Genomic DNA, 17,641 nt, shown 5'->3' with positions numbered 1-17,641 from the left:
AGAGCTGGATGTATCCACCATTCGCTTGCAGCGAAGATCGATGATTTGACCGAGGACTGACCAACCTGTCACCAGAGAAATAGCTTGTCAGACTGTAATTTGGTAATCTGATATAAGAGATCAAATGAGAGCAAGCAATACATAATACTTCATGAAAAAGGGGCGAGCGAGATGCTACAACCACCATTAAAGGATGAACTGACTCGAATACTGGAAGGGTATTCACTGGATGAAGAATTAAAAGAAGAGATTCATCAGGAAGCTCAAGCTGCTATACAATTTCATGTGGAGCATGAGGAAAATTATGAACACGTTGGCAATAGTCGGATCGCCGGCTATCCAGATCTGCCACCCACAATAGAGTGGCCTTGTAATTCAGACGGGGAATATTATACATTTATTGCTCAAATTAATTTGGGCGAGCTACCTTTTTCACCATTTGAGGGATTGCCTCATCAGGGCATACTTTATTTTTTTCTTGGGCTGGACGAGCCCGCCTATGATATTGACCATAAAATCTTTTACTATAACGGTGACAGCAGCGTTTTGCAGAAAACATTACCGCCCGCTGGGCGCGTAGAGGTGTTGGCGGAGCAACGGGATTTCACCGCGTATGCAATTTCTTTTCATCCGATCCTGACGCTACCATCGGAGGGTGAGCTAGGAGATATTCTTATAGATCAGTACGAAGAGCTTTATGAGCTTCTATATGAACATAGCGACACGGTGTGGGGGCAGCATCAATCTTTTGCAGGGAATACCCGGCGGGATGCTTATCTACGCCGAAACGGGCTGGAGGATCTTCTGTTTAACTGGCATAAGAGTGAGAGCCAGATTCATAAGGAAATCGAGCAAGCTATGCATAGAGGAAATACCGATTATGCGGAGCATTTACGATCCGAAGTGCTGACTCAGCTGCAAGAATATCAAACGAATAGGGAAAAGCACGATCAGGCTTCGGAAAATTGGCATGTTCTGCTCTCGGTATCTTCTTTGGACGAGGTCGGTATGTGCTGGTGGGACGCAGGGTATTTGGAATTTTTGATCGATCAAAGAGACTTGAAGAACCTTGATTTCTCGAAGACATATGTCAATCTTGCTACGAGCTAGCCCGGTGCGGCAGACTCATGCTGGTTTAGGGCAAATGATGGCGGTTACAGCAGGGCGGTTTTTTGATTGATAAAAGCAGTGAATTGAGCATGTGGCACAGTAGGTTTGTTTTGCCCGAGTGTCGGGAATCGAACGATCAATAATAGGTGGTCCTATATAGGGCTGCCTTTTTTCGATGTAAATGAACGATTGTACTCCATTATTAGTCTTAATAGATGAGACCACGACAAGGGAGGTGCACGTATATGACTGATCGAGAGCTGTTTGAACTATATAAGGAGCAGATATATTATTTTTGTTATTATTTGATGCAAAATCAAGCAGATGCAGAAGATGTTTGCCAGGAAGTGTTTGTCAAAGCACTTTTGGCCGACAGGTCCAAAGTACAAGATCTCAAATCATGGATTTTGCGAATTGCTTCTAATGAGTGCAGTAATGTGCTTAGAAGGCGAAAAACTGGGCTGATGAAGGAAATACGAACTTTTTTATTGTCACGCCCTCATTCATTTAATCCGGTGGAAGAGAGCTTATATCATCAAGAAACGAAGACAGAGTTACACAAGCTATATAACAAGCTTCCAGATAAAATTCGTATGGTCGTGGTCCTTCGTTATGTAAACGAATTGACTATGCCGGAGATCTCTAGAGTTATGAATATACCCGAAGGAACAGCTAAATCTAGATTAAATCGGGGGCTTAAACTGCTAAAAAAAATGGTGATATCCCAAGTAAAGGAGATGAGTAGCAGTGAGTCGGTATTTTGAAAAAGAACAGAACATTCCTCAACCTGAATATGATGCAATGTGGGTAAATATAGAACAGGAAGCAACCAAACGAAAAGCAACTCTGCAACAGTCACAAGAAGCACCTATGCATAGAGCAAAAATTGTTCCAGCAAGTATCCTATTCTCATGTTTTCTGCTCGTTGCCATCCCTGTATTCGCTAGTGTGACCATCAATTGGGATAGAATAGGCGGACGGAGTGTAACCAATGCGCTAAATAACGGTATTGGCCAGCGGTATGATCTAAAATCATCCAATGCAGGCATTACAATGAATTTGAATGGTGTTGTAACGGATGGAGAAAAAATGAAAATGCTTATCTCTCTGGATCCAGGAACCGATCCAACCAGTTATATTGGGTTTGCTATAGAGAAAACTATGGTAACTAGCAATTCTGATACCAAGGAACAAGCACACGGATATTTAAATTACGATCCTAAAAGCCAGAAACTCCTTGGCATTTATGAAACTATTGATACTTTAAAGGATCGTAAAAAGGATTACACACTTGAGGCTCAGAATCTAATTTTTTATCGTGATCAGGATATTCCTTTAAAGACGGATCATCAAGCCGGGGATACCCTGGTTACCGGGACCAAGCAGTATCCTAACATTTATATAGAATCCGTTCGACAAACCAACAACAAGACTGTTGTCCGCTTTAGAGTTGCTGCAGCTCCATCCGATTTAGGACGTGGGAACCCGCATTTGGTAATGAAAGCGGGCGACAAAGAGATAGACGCAATCCCAACTATTCTACCTAGCGACAGCCCAGACTTGCATATTGAGCAGGTATTCAACATGACTGCACAAGATTGGAAAAAGGCAAACCTTCATTTTCGTTACATTGAGGAAGCAAAAAGAATTGAAGGTACTTGGAAGTTCGAATTTGAAGCGGATGGAAAAAAAGCAAGTGAAGCGATTTATTCCAAGAAGCTGCATAGCAGCGCTGAATTCCAAGAAAGTACAGGCGCTACCTTAGACCAACTAATTGTTACCCCCTTGGATATTGAAATTCTAGTAACAGAGCGTGATTCACTTAAAAAAGGAAATGTTCTTTATAAAACAGCTCAGTTGGTTATAGGTGATAAAAAAATTAACGGAGGATGGAATCTTAAAGGGGCTGGTCCTGAAAATTATCAACACTTATATCAATTTGAATCCCCAGAGTGGTATAAGGACTGGTCTGATGTTCCAATGAAACTTATATTGAAAGATGCTGTCATCCAGAAACGTGATACGTCTAAGAATTGGATCGCTCTTCATAAACCTAAAGAAGAAAAACAGTTCGCTGAGCTTAATGCGGACGGTTATCAAATTGATTTCACATACTATACAGAGGGAAAAGATTTGATTGTCGAATCGAAATCCGGCTCCCCTGGCTTCAAAGGCGTCAACCAAACAACAATGCGAATTAACGGCAAAGAAGTAGTGCCTGAGATCATTGCGAAGGGTATGGTATCCACAGGAGTTAATGTTGACCGTTACAAAGACATTGAATTAGACGGAAAATTGGAACTAAATCCTGGCATCTACAAGTACAGCGATCCTGGACGTGATATTGAAGTTATATTGAAATAGATATGGCCATCGCTGCCTATTCTGCAGATACGTAAATACAAAAGCCCTTCCAGCTTTAGCTTCTCATGAGCGAAGCAGCGGAAGGGCTTTTGTTATATCTACTTGTATATACAGTGAGCGTGCTTATTTATACTCGTTGCACGGTAAATTCGAATTCCAGCTTTTGATCGGCTGCGATTTGGTATTCTTCATGTACTGGAGCTCCCCAGCTGTCATCGCCGCCTACACCCATTTGCTTTCCAGCTACGGTGACAACGGTGTAATACACGTTGGGCAGCTCATACAGATGGTAGGCACTTTCCAGCTCAAACGCTGTATACGGCGAAATATTGCATTCCACCGGTGCGGTAGCAGGTGCAGTAATGCGTATACCTCGCTGAGAATCGTCGGTAATATCAACACGGCGCACGCCTGTACGGTTGCCGGATTCCTGTGGTACAACATACCCGGACACGTTATCCGCAGCTTCGTTGCGGAATACGCCGAGTCTCGCGCCAAAGGCACGGTCGATGTAATTCTCTTCCGGTCCCATCGCGTACCAGTCCAGATGGCGGTAGTCCGCCGGAACCTTGAACGAAAGGGCAAAGATCGGTAGGTTAGGCAGTCCTGATACACCTTCATAGGTGGATTTTACGTTCAGGCTACCGTCGGCGAAGACGGTGTAGACTATCGTTACCTGTACGTCTGCATGAATGCTCAGCGTGTAGCGGAATGTAACGGTTACACGGTCTGTTTGTTCTTCCGTGACCTCGATGCCCACACATTTACGTGTCAGACTTGCAGCGAACCAGCCACCGGCTTCAAAGCCTAGTGCGGTTCCCCGATCATTGTCTGTGGTCGCCCGCCAGAACAATGGGGCAGGAGGCATGGCGATCATCTCACGTCCGGCGTAGCGAAGTGAAGTCAGGCTGCCTGCTCCTTTGGAGAACATCATGCTGAAATCTGCACCGTGAACGCCAATATTTACATCGCCATGCACCACTCGTAAGGCACCGACCGTAGGGATCTTCAGTGGATTTGGATCTTCCACGATGAAAATATGCTGTCCAAAGGCCACTTCGTGTCCAGCCTCAGCCCAGAGCGTCGCTTCCTTCAAAACCAGAGCGATGTGAATAACGTACTCACCAGGCTTTCCATCCGTATTAGGGAACGTTAGTGGAATATAGGCTTCGGTCTGAGCCGCTACATCTACATGAATGGCATTACGTGCGATTTCTTGGCCTTCATGCAGCAGGCTATATACTAGCTCATAGTCGCCTGTTCCCTCGAACAGGTTTTCGTTGCGAATGGTCACACCTTTGGTATCCGGGATGAGTTTCAGATTTTGATACAGGAATTTGACCTCCTGCATCTTCGGTGAAACCTTCCGATCTGCATAGACAATTCCGTCCGTACAGAAGCCATAGTCTGTAGCACGGTCGTCAAAGTCGCCGCCGATCGCGAGGTACTCGCGTCCGTAGCGATCTTTTTTCATGACCGCTTGATCGATGTAATCCCAAATAAAACCGCCTTGATACAGCTCGTATTTGTTCTCCAGCTCTGTATACTTGTGCATGCCGCCTACGGAATTACCCATCGCATGCATGTATTCGCAGCTGATATACGGCTTTTGTGGATTGTCATTCAAGTATTGCTCGATATCAGCGGGCTTGGCGTACATCCGGCTCTCCATATCGCTGGTATCATCGTACGTACGATTGTGAAACACGCCTTCGTAGTGTACCAGACGGCTCGGGTCGGTGGACCGGAAATAGTTAGCGACATTGCGCAGCACTTCGCCTGCATACGACTCATTTCCGCAAGACCAGATCAGAATGGACGCGTGGTTTTTGTCCCGTTCCAGCATGGAAATGGCGCGATCCATGACGATATCTTGCCACTCAGGCAGATTGGCAGGAATATTCCACGATGGCTCGACGGCACCGAGTTTTTGCCAGGAACCGTGTGTTTCCAAGTTCATTTCATCAATTACATAGACTCCGTACTCATCGCATAGCTCATACCACAGCGTCTGATTTGGATAATGAGAGGTGCGGACAGCGTTCATATTATTCTGCTTGAGCGTCCGAATATCCCACAGCATATCTTCACGGGAAATCGCACGTCCGGTGCGAGCGTTGAATTCATGGCGGTTCACACCTTTAAAGACGATACGTTTGCCGTTCAAATGCATGACCTTGTTGATCAGCTCAAATTTACGGAAGCCGATTTTTTGTGGAATGACTTCCACGAGCGATCCACTGGCATCATAAATTTGAATAAACAACGTGTACAAATAGGGTTTTTCCGCGCTCCACCGCTGCACTTGCTCCAAGGTTGCTGACAGTGAAGCCGTGCCATCCGTAAAGTCAGCTTTCAAAGAAGCTACAACATGACCGGTAGCATCTTTCACATCGACAGTTGCATAGGCCGTTGTCGGCTTTTCCAAGGTCAATTTCAGTTCCAGAAGGCCCTGCGTGTAGGAAGCATCCAGATCTGCCTTGGCATGCAGGTGACGTACGTGAAGCGTAGGGATGGTATAGAGGTACACATCTCTGAAAATACCGGAAAAACGCCAAAAGTCTTGATCCTCTAGCCACGCTCCCGTACTTCTTTGATATACCTCTACTGCCAGCTTGTTTTCGCCTGCTTGCAGGAATGGTGTCAGTTCAAAATCAGACGGTGTAAAGCTGTCCTCGCTGTAACCGACAAATTGTCCGTTCAACCATACATAGAAAGCCGACTCAACGCCTTGGAAAGAAATGAACACAGGTTGCGCGTCGGAAGCCATATTTTCCGGCAAAACAAAGCTTTTGATATAGCTTCCGACCGGGTTGTGATCCTCCGGAATATGGGGTGGGCGAACGTCCGAATGTCCGTCCCACGGATACATCGTATTCACGTACTGCATTTGGCCAAAGCCTTGCGTCTGAATGTGACCCGGTACCTGAATATCGCTCCAGCCGCCGTACTCAAAGCCTGGGGTATAGAACTCTACCGGACGGCTGGCTGGATTTGTTGCATAGTTAAACTTCCAGCTCCCATTCAGGCTATGACGCCAAGCCATATCAGCTTGCTGCTCCGCTTCCTGAAGCGTAGCGTAATATTTGTGATCGGAATAGGCGGGCAGCCGATGTACAGCAAATTTGGTTACGTCGGTCAGCCAGTCCAGACTAGGGGTATGGATGGTCAAGGCGAACACTCCTTATTTTTAAAATGAAATGAAGATCGTACACAGAAGTTTGTTATTTAACCGAACCCACCATGCCCGCTACAAAGTGTTTCTGCATCAGGAAGAATACCAGTGCAGTCGGCAGTGTGGACAGGACAATGGCGATCATGATGACACCGTAATCCGGTGCATAGCTGGAGCCGAGGTTCGAGATCAACAGCGGAATCGTTTGATTCTCCGGCGTTTGCAGCACAATCAGAGGCCAGAGGTAGTTGTTCCAGCTGGACATGAATGTGATGATCGCGGCAGCGGCATAGGTTGTTTTCATCGTAGGCATATACACCCGGAAGAACAGACCCAGCTCGGATAATCCATCCATACGACCTGCTTCCAGTAGATCCTTTGGAAACATCTTGGTGCTTTGACGGAAAAAGAAGATCAGGAACGCCGTAGTTACGGTCGGAATGACGACAGAAGAGAGTGTATCAATACCGATCCACGGTATGACATTAGAAATGCTGCCGAACATCCGGTAGAGCGGGATCATGATCGCCGCAAACGGAATCATCATAGACATCAGCAGGATATTGAAGACAACGTCTTTCGCTTTACTTCTGTAAATTTCAAAGCCATAACCGGCCAGTGATGCGATTAGCATAGCCAGCAGCGTAGTTGAGATAGAGACTTTTGCAGAGTTACTTAGTGCGGTAACGATGTCTACTTTTTCAAGCAAATTGTGCATGTTATCCATCAGATGGGAGCCAGGCAGAAGCTTGCCTTTGGTCACATCGACCGACAGGTTCGTGGAGCTGGATATCATCCAGAGGAACGGGAAAATCGAAACGAACGACACAATGATCAGAAAGGCGTACGTAAATGCTCTTTTTGTTTTCATCATTTTTTCTCACCTGCCACTTTGAACTGGATAATCGACAAGATAATGATCATAATGACGATGGAATAAGATACGGTCGCCGCATAACCAAAGTCGGATGAATACTTGAAGGACAGATTGTAAATATATTGCGAAATTGAAGATGTCGCGTTCCCTGGCCCACCTTTGGTAATATTCATAATTTCATCGAAGAGTTGGAGTGTACCAATCGTTGATGTAATCGAAGTGAACAGGATAATCGGCTTAAGCAGTGGAACCGTAATGCTGAAAAACTGTCGGATCGGGGAAGCTCCGTCAATACGGGCCGCTTCGTAGATAGAATTGTCAATGTTCTGAAGACCGGACAGGTAAAAGATCATATTATAACCAGTCCAGCGCCATGTGATCGCGATAATAATCGTAACCTTGGCCCAGAAAGGATCTGTAATCCATTGGATGGGCGTGCCAATCACGTGCAGATTCAGCAATAAGGAGTTTACCAGACCGTCGGACGAGAACAGGTACTTGAAGACAACCGAGTATGCTACAAGGGATGTGATACACGGCAAGAAGATAGCTGTGCGGAAAAAGCCCTTGAATTTCAGGTTTTTATCGTTCAACAATACCGAAATGAACAGAGCCAGAATGACCATCAAAGGTACCTGGAAAATTAAATAGATAAACGTATTCTTCACGGCGGTTATAAACATTTTATCGGTGAACAATCGCTTGTAGTTATCAATGCCGTTAAAGCTCAGATTAGACCCTGTACCTGTCTTAAAGGACAAGATAAGCGCCTGAATCATCGGATAGAAATAAAAAGCGGCAATCATGATCACTGCGATGGATATGAACAACCATCCTGTCATACCTGCTTTGAGACGTGTTGTAGTTATTTTGGGCGCGGCTGTCTTCATACCATGTCAACTCCCTGTGCAGCAATAAAACCTTGAACTCGCAAGCCCAAGGTTTTAAGTGCTTATCGTTTTATTGTTTAGCCTTGGCTAGATGGACTGTCTTATTTAAGCTGTGCTTCCGCCTGTCCTTGAGCATCTTTCAGAACTGCGTCTACATCTTTTCCGTTCAGATAGTTTTGAATTTCAACGGTCATGATATCCTCAATGGCATACGTGTGCAGGCCATAATTGACTTTTGGAACTTGTTTAGTCCATTCTGCAAATTTCTTGTATACTTTGTCCCCACCGAAGTACGGATCTTCTACGTCATAAGCTTTACCACTGGAAGCTGCGTTCAATGAACCAACAATTCCAATTTTGCTCAGCATATCTTGATACAGCTCTGGATCTGTTCCGAATGTCTCTTTCAGGAAATCAGCAGCGGTATCTTGACCGTCCGAGTTAAGAACATACCAGGAGCTGCCACCGAGGCTGGAAGCATTCACGGATTCAGGTATATTTTTCAGCTTAGGGAAAGGAACAACGGCCCATTTACCCGATTGCGAAGCTTCTGCTTTGATCGAAGGTGTAATCCAGTTACCTGTAGGTACGGAAGCAACTGCACCGCTGTTGAATGCGGCCAGGAACTGACTCCAGTCGGCATTCATTTTAACAATGTTAGCGTCGAACAAGGATTTGTACGTCAAGAGCGCTTCTTTCAGAGCTGGATTACCAGCCAGGTTTGGTGTTTTACCGTCTTCTTTCAGGTACCATGAACCTGCGGCTTGGATCATACCACGGATCAGACCGAGGTCATTCGGATCTTGAGTCAGCATTTCTTTGCCTGTTTTTTGTTTTACGGCTTTACCAATTTCAATAAATTTGTCCCAATCAATATTGGTCAGGTCTGCTACTTTGTAGCCGGCTTGTTCCAAATAATCCGTTCTTACATACAATCCCATAACACCGGAGTCGAATGGAACACCGTATTGCTTGCCGTTGTAGCTAGTCGGTCCGATTTTATAATCAGCGAAGTCGGATGCTTTGATCGTGCTGCTCATATCATGGAAAGAATCGGGATAGGCTTGCAGGAAGTTCTGTGCCCGATAATCCTCAATCAGAACCACGTTCGGCAGTCCTTTGGTAGAACCAGAGTTAAGACCGGCATTCATTTTTTGTACGATATCGTTTTGAGCATATTCAACAATGTTTACGGTTACATCTGGATGTTTGGCAACGTATCGATCTTTTGCCAGCTTCAGAGCTGCGATATTAAAGTTCGGGTCCCAAGCCCAGACGGTGATTTCTTTTTTGCCTGAATCTGTAGTAGTAGCTGCTTTCTCGGAATTGCTGGAGCACGCGGATAGCAAGATCAAGCTTGCAATCAGCAGAAGGAAAGTCATTTTTTTCATTTTGTTCAACCCCTACTCTTTTTTTATATGTTGCTTGCTAGTTCTAAATCTCTTAAATGAAAGCGGTTACCTTATTTATAAATCTAGTGTACCATCCATACTTTGTCGGCGTTAGGAATATCTTTATACGGATTGGTGTTATTATTATGATTTATCAAAAAAGGCACCGCTTACATTTGTATTTTGTTTTGGTTTAGGTACTTTTTTTAGGTTGAACTAAAGTTGTTCACGAAGCGCCACTGCGCGGCCGGATGGTGCTTCCCATCGCTGTTGCTTGTACAGCACCATTCCGCCCACTCCGTTCTTGTTCCACCTTCTTTGTTTAGTTCAGCCTATATTTTTTATGGGGTAGGAGGGGCAGGTTTTAAGACCAATGGCAGGGTCATTCTGACTTTGGTGCCCTCGCCTTTTTTACTGGAGATGGTCACGCCGTATTCTTCTCCATATAAAAGGGTAATGCGGTTGTGCACATTCTGGATGCCGATCCCTGTGAACAGTTGGCGCTTGCTCTTGGGATTCGGCAGTCCGTCCTGCGCCGTATGCCCGTCCAATTCCATACCATCTCCATCATCGACCACCTCACAGATCAATGTATCCTCCGTTTTGGACACCAATATATAGATGTGGCCTACATTCTTTTCATTAAACGCATGGAAAAATGAGTTTTCGATAAAAGGCTGAATGATGAGCTTGGGCACATGGTACTCCAGACAATCGGGTGATACAAAATAATTCACTTGTACCCGCTGCCCGTAGCGTACATGGTTAATGAACACATAATTTTGCATGTTGGCCATTTCCTGCTCGATGGTGATTGTTTCACTCACATTGCTGATTGTATTTTGCAGTAAGGAAATGAGTGCATTGATCGTCTCGGCGGCTGTTTCCTTGTTTCCTTTGAGCACCAGCATTTTGATTGAAGCCAGTGTATTGTACAGAAAATGCGGATTGATCTGCCGTTGTAGTGCAGCAAGCTCTGCGTTCCGTTGACCCTTTTGCGTCTCTAAAAGCTTACGGATATAGTCATTTAGTTCATCCAGCATGTAGTTGTAAGCATGACTTAATTGTCTAACCTCATAGCTGCCCGTTACCGGGATATAATTATCAAAATTTTTCTCGCGTATGGTCGACATTTGCTTCACCAGTCGAGTCAGCGAACGAATCAGTCGACGGGATATCAGAAAAACGATCACCAAAGCAATCAGTACGATGGCAATGCAGATCCATACGACGGATTTAACGTCAATAATTTGCCCAATGGCGGCTTGTCTGTCAATCATGTTCACCAGATAAAAATCAAATGAAGGGATATAGTTGGAAAGGAGGATACTCTCCTTATTCATCACATCCGCATTCATGTAGTTAAGTCCCTGTTCATTGATTTTTGTGGCATAGCCTAGCAGCTCACTGGAGCGTTGTCCGATCAGATCCTGGCGGTTGCTCGATACAATCAGTCCCGACTTGTCCAAAATAAGCACATCATTGCCGTTGCTCGTGAAATTGTTGTAGAAACGGCGAAATTCAGGCTCTCGGATAGCGATGTAGATCATGCCATACAGTGTGCCGCTGGTCCGCTCCATAAATGGTTTGGAGGCGATGATATAGGGTGTTGGCTTTTGCGGGGTACTATTCATTTGTTGCTGCAACAATTCAGTATCCAATTGATACATAAGCTGTGCCGGTCGTGCTACACTTCGGGCTGTAATAGCACTGCTCTTAAGCTCTTCCGCAGTTACAGGCCAATAGGACGAGTCGGAGTAAAAGCTCCGGCCGTTCAGACCTGTTACAGCGACACCGACATCATAGGCATCGACGTTCGATTTAATTTGCTTCATTTGCTGTGCCATTCCGAAGTAAATCCTCGCCGAGTTAATCGAGTCAGATTGACCGCCAGTCAGATAGTTCTTGACCGTTCCATTTTCCGAAGCATGGGTTACGGCATTCACGATAGAATCATTGAAGGATTCAAAGCTGGATTGAATCTGGCTGAGTACCTTGGCATTTGTAATACTGAATGTCTCAGCAAAAAGTCGTTCAGACATCCGAATCGTCACCAAAGAGGTCAGCAAGGACACCGCAGTGATGCTGACCACCATAACAATAAAGATTTTGAAGAACAGACCTTGATATTTGATCTTATGGATATATCTTTTCATATTCATTCTCTTTTCTACTGGCAGATGTGGCTTACTCCCTAATAGAGATGCTCCCGGCGGTACTGACTGGGCGAGTAACCCTTCACTTTTTTGAACACTTTGGTAAAATAGCTGGGGTCCGAATAGCCTACCGTGCTGCTAATATCCGAAATGGACATCGTCCCCGACCGTAGTAACTCCGCTGCTTTTTCAACCCGAATTTTGTTGAGATACTCGCTAAAACCTTCTGTATGGTGTGCCGTAAAATAACTGGACAAGTAGGAAGGGTTAAAGTGAAAATATTGCCCAAGTGTCGTCAAATTGAGTGTTTCAGCATGATGCTCCTCAATATACTCCAGCAGTTTTTTCATGCTTGCGCTACTTCCTTGCTGTGTTTTAGCCATGATCTGTCTGTTCGCTTCCTCCAGAAAAGTCTCCAGAAGGCGCACGGCTTCATGTACATGAGGGGCATCATTAATTGTTTTGAAATAGGAATATTTCGCCGCATCCAGCTCCTTCATATCATACCCCTGATTCCCGAGCAAAATCGTAATGTTGAACACGATATTTCCGAGAAGCGATTTGAATTCAAAAGCGGTAGAGGTATAGTTACCGGACATGGCGGCTACATAGGATCTCAAATCCTGAAAAGCTGTATCAAAATGCTCACGCTTCATCTCTTCTGTAAATTGTTTTAAGTTGAACGAGCTGTTCACCTGTACAGGCGGAGGGAGTTCGTCTTCTATTAGCAGCGCTGTTCCTGGGAAATAAAAGCGGTAACTCAGCAGTTTTGGCAGTTCATCCTGATAGACGTCACTAATCTGATTGAAGTCATCAAATAAATGGCTAACTGCCCAGCCTGTCTGTGGATCGACTCGCTTTGTCTCCTGAGCAACTTCCCTAACCGTAGCCATCCAGGCGTTCACTTCCCGTGGATCAAGATTGGCTAAAAACACAGCCGCATAGACATCAGATGGCAGTTGTCGCAGTACGATGTACTCACAGGCAGAGGATACTCGATCCGTAAGCTTGGAAAATAGGTCCGAGGCAGAGATGGAGCGCCCTTTATCCTGCTGTTCCAGCTGTTCTATACCTATGAGCGCAAAACGGGCATAAGGAAATGCTTGCTTGAGCAGCTCGGCGTCATAGTCCATGCTATAACCGGAGATCAGCTTTTCGATCACATGATCTATCGTAATTTGACTATTCCCGGCATCTGCTTGATATTGAATGGATGGAATTTTGCGAGCGGTTCTCTGGAGTACCTGGAGCAGCTCATCCGTGTCCAGCTTGGGCTTTAAAATATAGTCAGCAACCCCTTGCTGAAAGGTGGATCGCACGTAATTAAACTCGCCGTAACTGCTAAGTACAATGACTTCGATATCTGGATAGTTCTGTCTGACTATGCGCGTCAGCTCCTCGCCATCCATGATCGGCATTACGATATCTGTAATGACTATATGAGGGCGCAAGGTTTCAATTAGCTCCAATGCTTCTTTACCGTTAGAAGCTTCACCTACAATTCGAAATCCATACTGTTCCCACGACAAGTGGTGTTTGATCCCTTGCCGTACCAATATCTCATCATCCACAATCAAAATGTTGCATAGCTCATTCATGGCAGCACTCTCCGTAATTATACCTATTCGAGGATTTTGCAAAAATCCTGATTCAAAAAAGACCTCCATCACGTGGACGTCATATCATCTGAGGCACATATTTGACAACGCTTCCAACTTAACTTAAATCTAAAGCATTTAATCTTTACATGCTAACATAAACCACACGGGGATTCCAAAAAAATTTAGTCCAAATGGCATATAAAACAACAAAAAAGGCAGCCGAGAAAATCTCGACAGCCTAAACAACCGGGATTACCTTATACAGTACCCCATGTCCGATCTCCTGCTAAATATTTCTCAGTCAAAATAGACAGCAGTTGAATACCAACCTCATTGTGTCCACCCTCAGGAAGGATCAGGTCAGCGTATTTCTTGGAAGGCTCAATAAATGCCTCATGCATCGGCTTAACCGTAGTCAAATAGTGATCGTGGATCGAATGGATGGTGCGGCCGCGTTCCTCAATATCGCGAAGAACCCGACGAAGAATGCGCACATCAGGGTCAGTATCCACAAATACTTTGATGTCAAGCAGGCTGCGGAGTTTTTCGTCTGACAGTACGTGCAGACCTTCCAACATAACGATATGATTTGGCAGTAGCTCTACCGTCTCGTCCGTGGAGCGGGCATGAACTGTAAAGTCATACACTGGCGCTTGTGTCGCTTGTCCTTTTTTCAGACATTGGAGATGCTCAATAAGCAATTCGTTGTCAAAGGCAAACGGATGATCATAATTGACCAAAGCACGTTCATCATAGCTCAGATGTGAATGGTCTTTATAATAGTTATCCTGAGATATGAAAGTCACTTTATTAGATCCCAGACGCTCAACGACGGCGCGTGCTACCGTCGATTTACCGGAACCTGTACCGCCGGCAATACCAATAATAAGCATGGCGTTTCACTTACCCTTCCCTAAATGTATCCCGATACAACTCAAGTATTGTAGCACAATGCACACTTTTTTTCATCACTGTTGGACTTTGTATTTCTTCCATTTCCGTATCTTGGCTCTGAATGTTTTAAACGGTGCCACCGAGTTGATATGAATCCATCTTGCCATGGGCCATTTCGGATTAGTCCCTGTCCAGTTGTGAACGCCTTGAGTGAAGAGCTCTTCATGACTAAGTGTGTCGATCCAATCCAGCCACTTTTGCTCAGCCAACTTGAACATATCGCGTAATTCACGTAAAGATTGGTGGGAGTAGGTCTTGTAAAATGATTGATATAGTTCGCCTAGTCTATTCCACTTATAATTGGGGGCGGGCATGATCACGGTTTTTCCTTCCCGTTCGTCCCTGTCCCATGTCATGACAAGATGAAGCCATCCGAGCTGGTAGGCGATCATTTCTGCGGGTGTTTTATCTACTTCAGGGATACGAATATCCTTTTGGCTCTCGTCGATCTCCTGGAACTCACCGTCAAATCGTAAGTAGGAGGCATGAATGGCTTCCTTTAACTCTGATTTGGAGGCGTATTCGTAACTGGACATCTCATCGCTCCTTTAAATGATATGGATGATACTCACCCCTTTATATGTACCATTCCCAATATGACAACCGTATGTCTTATTCAAAAATAAAAAAATATCGTTTTTTGTGATTTTATGAAACATCATTTGGTGTGTTCACGAAAAAGGATGCAAAATTAATAGAGAAATTAAGACAAAAGATAAGTAATTAGACATATTTTAATATTTATTTAAGTGTCTATAATTATTGGAGTATAGCGCTTAGGGCCCTCATTGGTGTTGGAATATTATTCCCTTCATCAGTACGTTATATACCGTTGGGCATGTCATGTCCGATAAACGGTGCAACCTTTGCTTTAGTATTCATGAATCTAATCGAGAAGGAGACTGTTATATGAAGTCGAGTTTGTTAAAAAAATGTGCAAGTGTAATGTTAAGCAGTACGTTGGTACTGTCTTTATCATTACCGTTGCTAGGTCATGCACATGCGGATGGGAATTTACAGATAAGTGATGATTTTGAACAAGGGGAAGCTCAAGGCTGGACCGCAGGATCGGGGAACTGGTCTGTGGTCAAGGATGGGAATGGATCTACATACCAACAATCTAGTCGAAGCGAAAGCCATTCCGTCAAAGGTAATGCCTCATGGACGAACTATAGCGTGCAAGCAGATGTATATGTAAATGATTTTAATGGCTCCAATCGAGTCTACGTTGCAGGTAGATACACAGATTCCAACAACTTCTATGCAGCATCGTTGTATAACAAGAAAGACGGAGCTCTTGAGATTCGAAAAAAAGTCAAAGGCTCTATGAAGACACTGGCTACGAATAAAAAATACAAACTGGACACGAATACATGGTACAGAGTCAAGCTGGAACTATCCGGTTCGGAAATCAAAATGTATGTCAATGATCAACTGGAACTGTCCGCAACAGACACCAGCCTCACTGCTGGAGCCATTGGATTGGTAACCTCCAAAGCAGCTGCCCAATTCGATAATGTGATGGTATCCGGTGCTTCTTCTGAGGTAGATCCAGGAACACCGCCTGTGAATCCGACACCAGGTACAGAACAACCGACTCCTGGGGTGGACCCTGATGTAACCTCCAAAAATAACTATAATTTGACTGGCTTTTCGTATGGTAATACAGGTGGTGGCAACATTGCGGATACAGATGCCAACTACAAAAAGGTATACAATGCTGTAGATCTCAACGAAGCACTGAAGAAAGGCAGCAAAGTCAAAGTGATTGAGATTATGAACGATCTTGATCTCGGTTGGAATGAAATTCCTAGTGCTGCCAAAGTAATGCCTTTTAGTGCCAACAATCCTGTACAGACGCATCCTGTTCTGAAAAAGACAGGTGTGAGCAAAGTCTATATCGAAAATATGAATGGGGTTACGATTTTCTCTGCCAATGGTGCGAAAATCAAACATGCTGGCTTTGTCATCAAAAGAAGCTCTAATTTGATTTTCCGTAACCTCGAATTTGATGAGCTTTGGGAGTGGGATGAAGCAACCAAAGGGAACTATGATAAGAATGACTGGGATTATGTTACCATCGAAGGTACAAGTTCCAAGGTATGGATCGATCACTGTACATTTAACAAAGCCTATGATGGTTTGGTAGATGTGAAAAAAGGTAGTAACGGAGTTACGATTTCCTGGTCTTTGTTCAAAGGAGATGACCGCAGCTCCAACAGCTGGGTAACCCAACAAGTCAACGCGATGGAAGCAGACAAGTCTTCCTATCCTATGTACGCGTATCTGAGAAGCAGTGCAGTAGGCATGAGTAAAGAAGATATCATTGATATTGCAGCAGGACAAAAGAAGGCTCATCTAATCGGTGCTACGGAAATGGCTTCCGACAATGCAGACCTGGAGGTGACGCTGCATCATAATTACTATCTGGATATTCAGGATCGCATGCCTCGTCTGCGTGGTGGTAATGCTCATGCATATAACATCGTTATGGACGATGCCGGATTGGCCAGAGCCAAAAAAAGAATTACTTCTGATATGGCTAAAGCAATTGCCGCAAAAGGATACCATTTTGATGTCGTGGGTAATGGTGCAATTTCAACAGAAAACGGCGCGGTGTTGCTAGAAAAGTCTTATTTGATTGATGTGTTCTCTCCAGTGCGTAATAATCAAAAAGATCCTAACAAAGCGGATTACACAGGTAAAATCAAAGCCGAAGACGTAATCTTTTCGAACAACGGTACCGTATTCAGAGGAGGCAGTGACGATGCGAATAGCCCGTTAGCCCCTTATCCTGCCAAGACCAAGGACTTCTCTTGGAATGGGTTCACAACGTTGCCATACAGCTATACAGCCGAAGACCCTGCCAATCTGGTTGCTCAATTGCAGGCTAAGGATGGAGCGGGTGCAGGTAAGCTGAACTGGTCGAGTGAAAACTGGCTCAAAACGGTGTACAATACGTCCGTTACGAAAAATGCAATAGTGGAAGAAGATTCCGAATAGGTAGGCTATATAAAAAAGCAGCCAGTACAGATAAGCTCTGTTGTGAACTGCACCCCATTTGTTAGACACGACTAACAATGGAGGTGCAGTTTTTTGCCTAAATTCAGTTTAGATGAGAAA

Annotated in this window: 12 protein-coding genes; 4 read left to right on the top strand and 8 right to left on the bottom strand. The window is 44.6% G+C overall.

Annotation, left to right across the window (positions count from 1 at the left end):
- Nucleotides 1-171 precede the first annotated feature (171 nt).
- The 3 genes from NLX74_RS20965 (at nt 172) to NLX74_RS20955 (ending at nt 3,474) form a co-directional block, all read left to right on the top strand.
- Nucleotides 172-1,110 (top strand): YwqG family protein, encoded by a 939-nt coding sequence (locus NLX74_RS20965; RefSeq protein ID WP_254329889.1) that lies wholly within the window; start codon nt 172-174, stop codon nt 1,108-1,110.
- A gap of 245 nt (nt 1,111-1,355) precedes the next feature.
- Nucleotides 1,356-1,874 carry an RNA polymerase sigma factor gene (locus tag NLX74_RS20960; protein ID WP_254329876.1) on the top strand — a complete coding sequence of 173 codons (519 nt, stop codon included), beginning with the start codon at nt 1,356-1,358 and terminating at the stop codon, nt 1,872-1,874.
- Nucleotides 1,858-3,474, top strand: coding sequence for a DUF4179 domain-containing protein (locus tag NLX74_RS20955; RefSeq protein WP_254329874.1), 1,617 nt, complete (start codon nt 1,858-1,860; stop codon nt 3,472-3,474). Before NLX74_RS20960 ends, NLX74_RS20955 begins: the two co-directional genes overlap by 17 nt.
- A 127-nt stretch (nt 3,475-3,601) precedes the next feature.
- Here the strand turns inward: NLX74_RS20955 and lacZ are convergent, their stop codons facing one another.
- The 8 genes from lacZ to NLX74_RS20915 form a co-directional block, all read right to left on the bottom strand.
- Nucleotides 3,602-6,646 carry a beta-galactosidase, LacZ type gene (gene lacZ / locus NLX74_RS20950; protein WP_254329872.1) on the bottom strand — a complete coding sequence of 1,015 codons (3,045 nt, stop codon included), beginning with the start codon at nt 6,644-6,646 and terminating at the stop codon, nt 3,602-3,604.
- Between the two features lie 52 nt (nt 6,647-6,698).
- Entirely contained in the window at nt 6,699-7,523 is an 825-nt protein-coding gene (locus NLX74_RS20945) for a carbohydrate ABC transporter permease (protein ID WP_069290830.1), read from the bottom strand.
- Nucleotides 7,520-8,416, bottom strand: coding sequence for a carbohydrate ABC transporter permease (locus NLX74_RS20940; protein WP_069081021.1), 897 nt, complete (start codon nt 8,414-8,416; stop codon nt 7,520-7,522). The genes NLX74_RS20945 and NLX74_RS20940 overlap by 4 nt, the downstream gene beginning before the upstream one ends.
- Nucleotides 8,417-8,517: 101 nt before the next feature.
- Nucleotides 8,518-9,807, bottom strand: a complete 1,290-nt coding sequence (locus NLX74_RS20935) for an ABC transporter substrate-binding protein (RefSeq protein ID WP_235306937.1) — start codon at nt 9,805-9,807, stop codon at nt 8,518-8,520.
- Between the two features lie 341 nt (nt 9,808-10,148).
- Nucleotides 10,149-11,963: a cache domain-containing sensor histidine kinase gene (locus NLX74_RS20930; protein ID WP_254329871.1), complete on the bottom strand. Its 1,815-nt coding sequence runs from the start codon at nt 11,961-11,963 to the stop codon at nt 10,149-10,151.
- Between the two features lie 38 nt (nt 11,964-12,001).
- Nucleotides 12,002-13,561, bottom strand: a complete 1,560-nt coding sequence (locus tag NLX74_RS20925; RefSeq protein ID WP_254329869.1) for a response regulator transcription factor — start codon at nt 13,559-13,561, stop codon at nt 12,002-12,004.
- A gap of 260 nt (nt 13,562-13,821) precedes the next feature.
- Complete coding sequence (udk, locus tag NLX74_RS20920; protein WP_013308305.1) at nt 13,822-14,457, bottom strand: uridine kinase; 636 nt, start codon at nt 14,455-14,457, stop codon at nt 13,822-13,824.
- A gap of 75 nt (nt 14,458-14,532) precedes the next feature.
- Nucleotides 14,533-15,054, bottom strand: coding sequence for a ClbS/DfsB family four-helix bundle protein (locus NLX74_RS20915; protein WP_254329867.1), 522 nt, complete (start codon nt 15,052-15,054; stop codon nt 14,533-14,535).
- A gap of 373 nt (nt 15,055-15,427) precedes the next feature.
- Here NLX74_RS20915 and NLX74_RS20910 point away from each other — a divergent pair, with 373 nt between their 5' ends.
- The gene (locus NLX74_RS20910; protein WP_367997053.1) at nt 15,428-17,521 is read left to right on the top strand and encodes a pectate lyase family protein; all 2,094 of its coding nucleotides are present in this window, start codon (nt 15,428-15,430) and stop codon (nt 17,519-17,521) included.
- Nucleotides 17,522-17,641 lie beyond the last annotated feature (120 nt).

The organism is Paenibacillus sp. MZ03-122A (assembly GCF_024213325.1).
GTDB classification, from domain to species: domain Bacteria; phylum Bacillota; class Bacilli; order Paenibacillales; family Paenibacillaceae; genus Paenibacillus; species Paenibacillus polymyxa_B.
Note: the sequence above shows the minus strand (reverse complement) of the source record. Positions and strands in the feature narration are given on the sequence as shown.

Excerpts from the sequence above, each read along its gene's own strand:
- NLX74_RS20930 (WP_254329871.1), bottom strand. The coding sequence starts at position 11,963 with ATGAAAAGATATATCCATAAGATCAAATATCAAGGTCTGTTCTTCAAA.
- NLX74_RS20925 (WP_254329869.1), bottom strand. The coding sequence starts at position 13,561 with ATGAATGAGCTATGCAACATTTTGATTGTGGATGATGAGATATTGGTA.
- NLX74_RS20935 (WP_235306937.1), bottom strand. The coding sequence starts at position 9,807 with ATGAAAAAAATGACTTTCCTTCTGCTGATTGCAAGCTTGATCTTGCTA.
- NLX74_RS20945 (WP_069290830.1), bottom strand. The coding sequence starts at position 7,523 with ATGATGAAAACAAAAAGAGCATTTACGTACGCCTTTCTGATCATTGTG.
- NLX74_RS20915 (WP_254329867.1), bottom strand. The coding sequence starts at position 15,054 with ATGTCCAGTTACGAATACGCCTCCAAATCAGAGTTAAAGGAAGCCATT.
- NLX74_RS20965 (WP_254329889.1), top strand. The coding sequence starts at position 172 with ATGCTACAACCACCATTAAAGGATGAACTGACTCGAATACTGGAAGGG.
- udk (WP_013308305.1), bottom strand. The coding sequence starts at position 14,457 with ATGCTTATTATTGGTATTGCCGGCGGTACAGGTTCCGGTAAATCGACG.
- NLX74_RS20910 (WP_367997053.1), top strand. The coding sequence starts at position 15,428 with ATGAAGTCGAGTTTGTTAAAAAAATGTGCAAGTGTAATGTTAAGCAGT.
- NLX74_RS20960 (WP_254329876.1), top strand. The coding sequence starts at position 1,356 with ATGACTGATCGAGAGCTGTTTGAACTATATAAGGAGCAGATATATTAT.
- NLX74_RS20940 (WP_069081021.1), bottom strand. The coding sequence starts at position 8,416 with ATGAAGACAGCCGCGCCCAAAATAACTACAACACGTCTCAAAGCAGGT.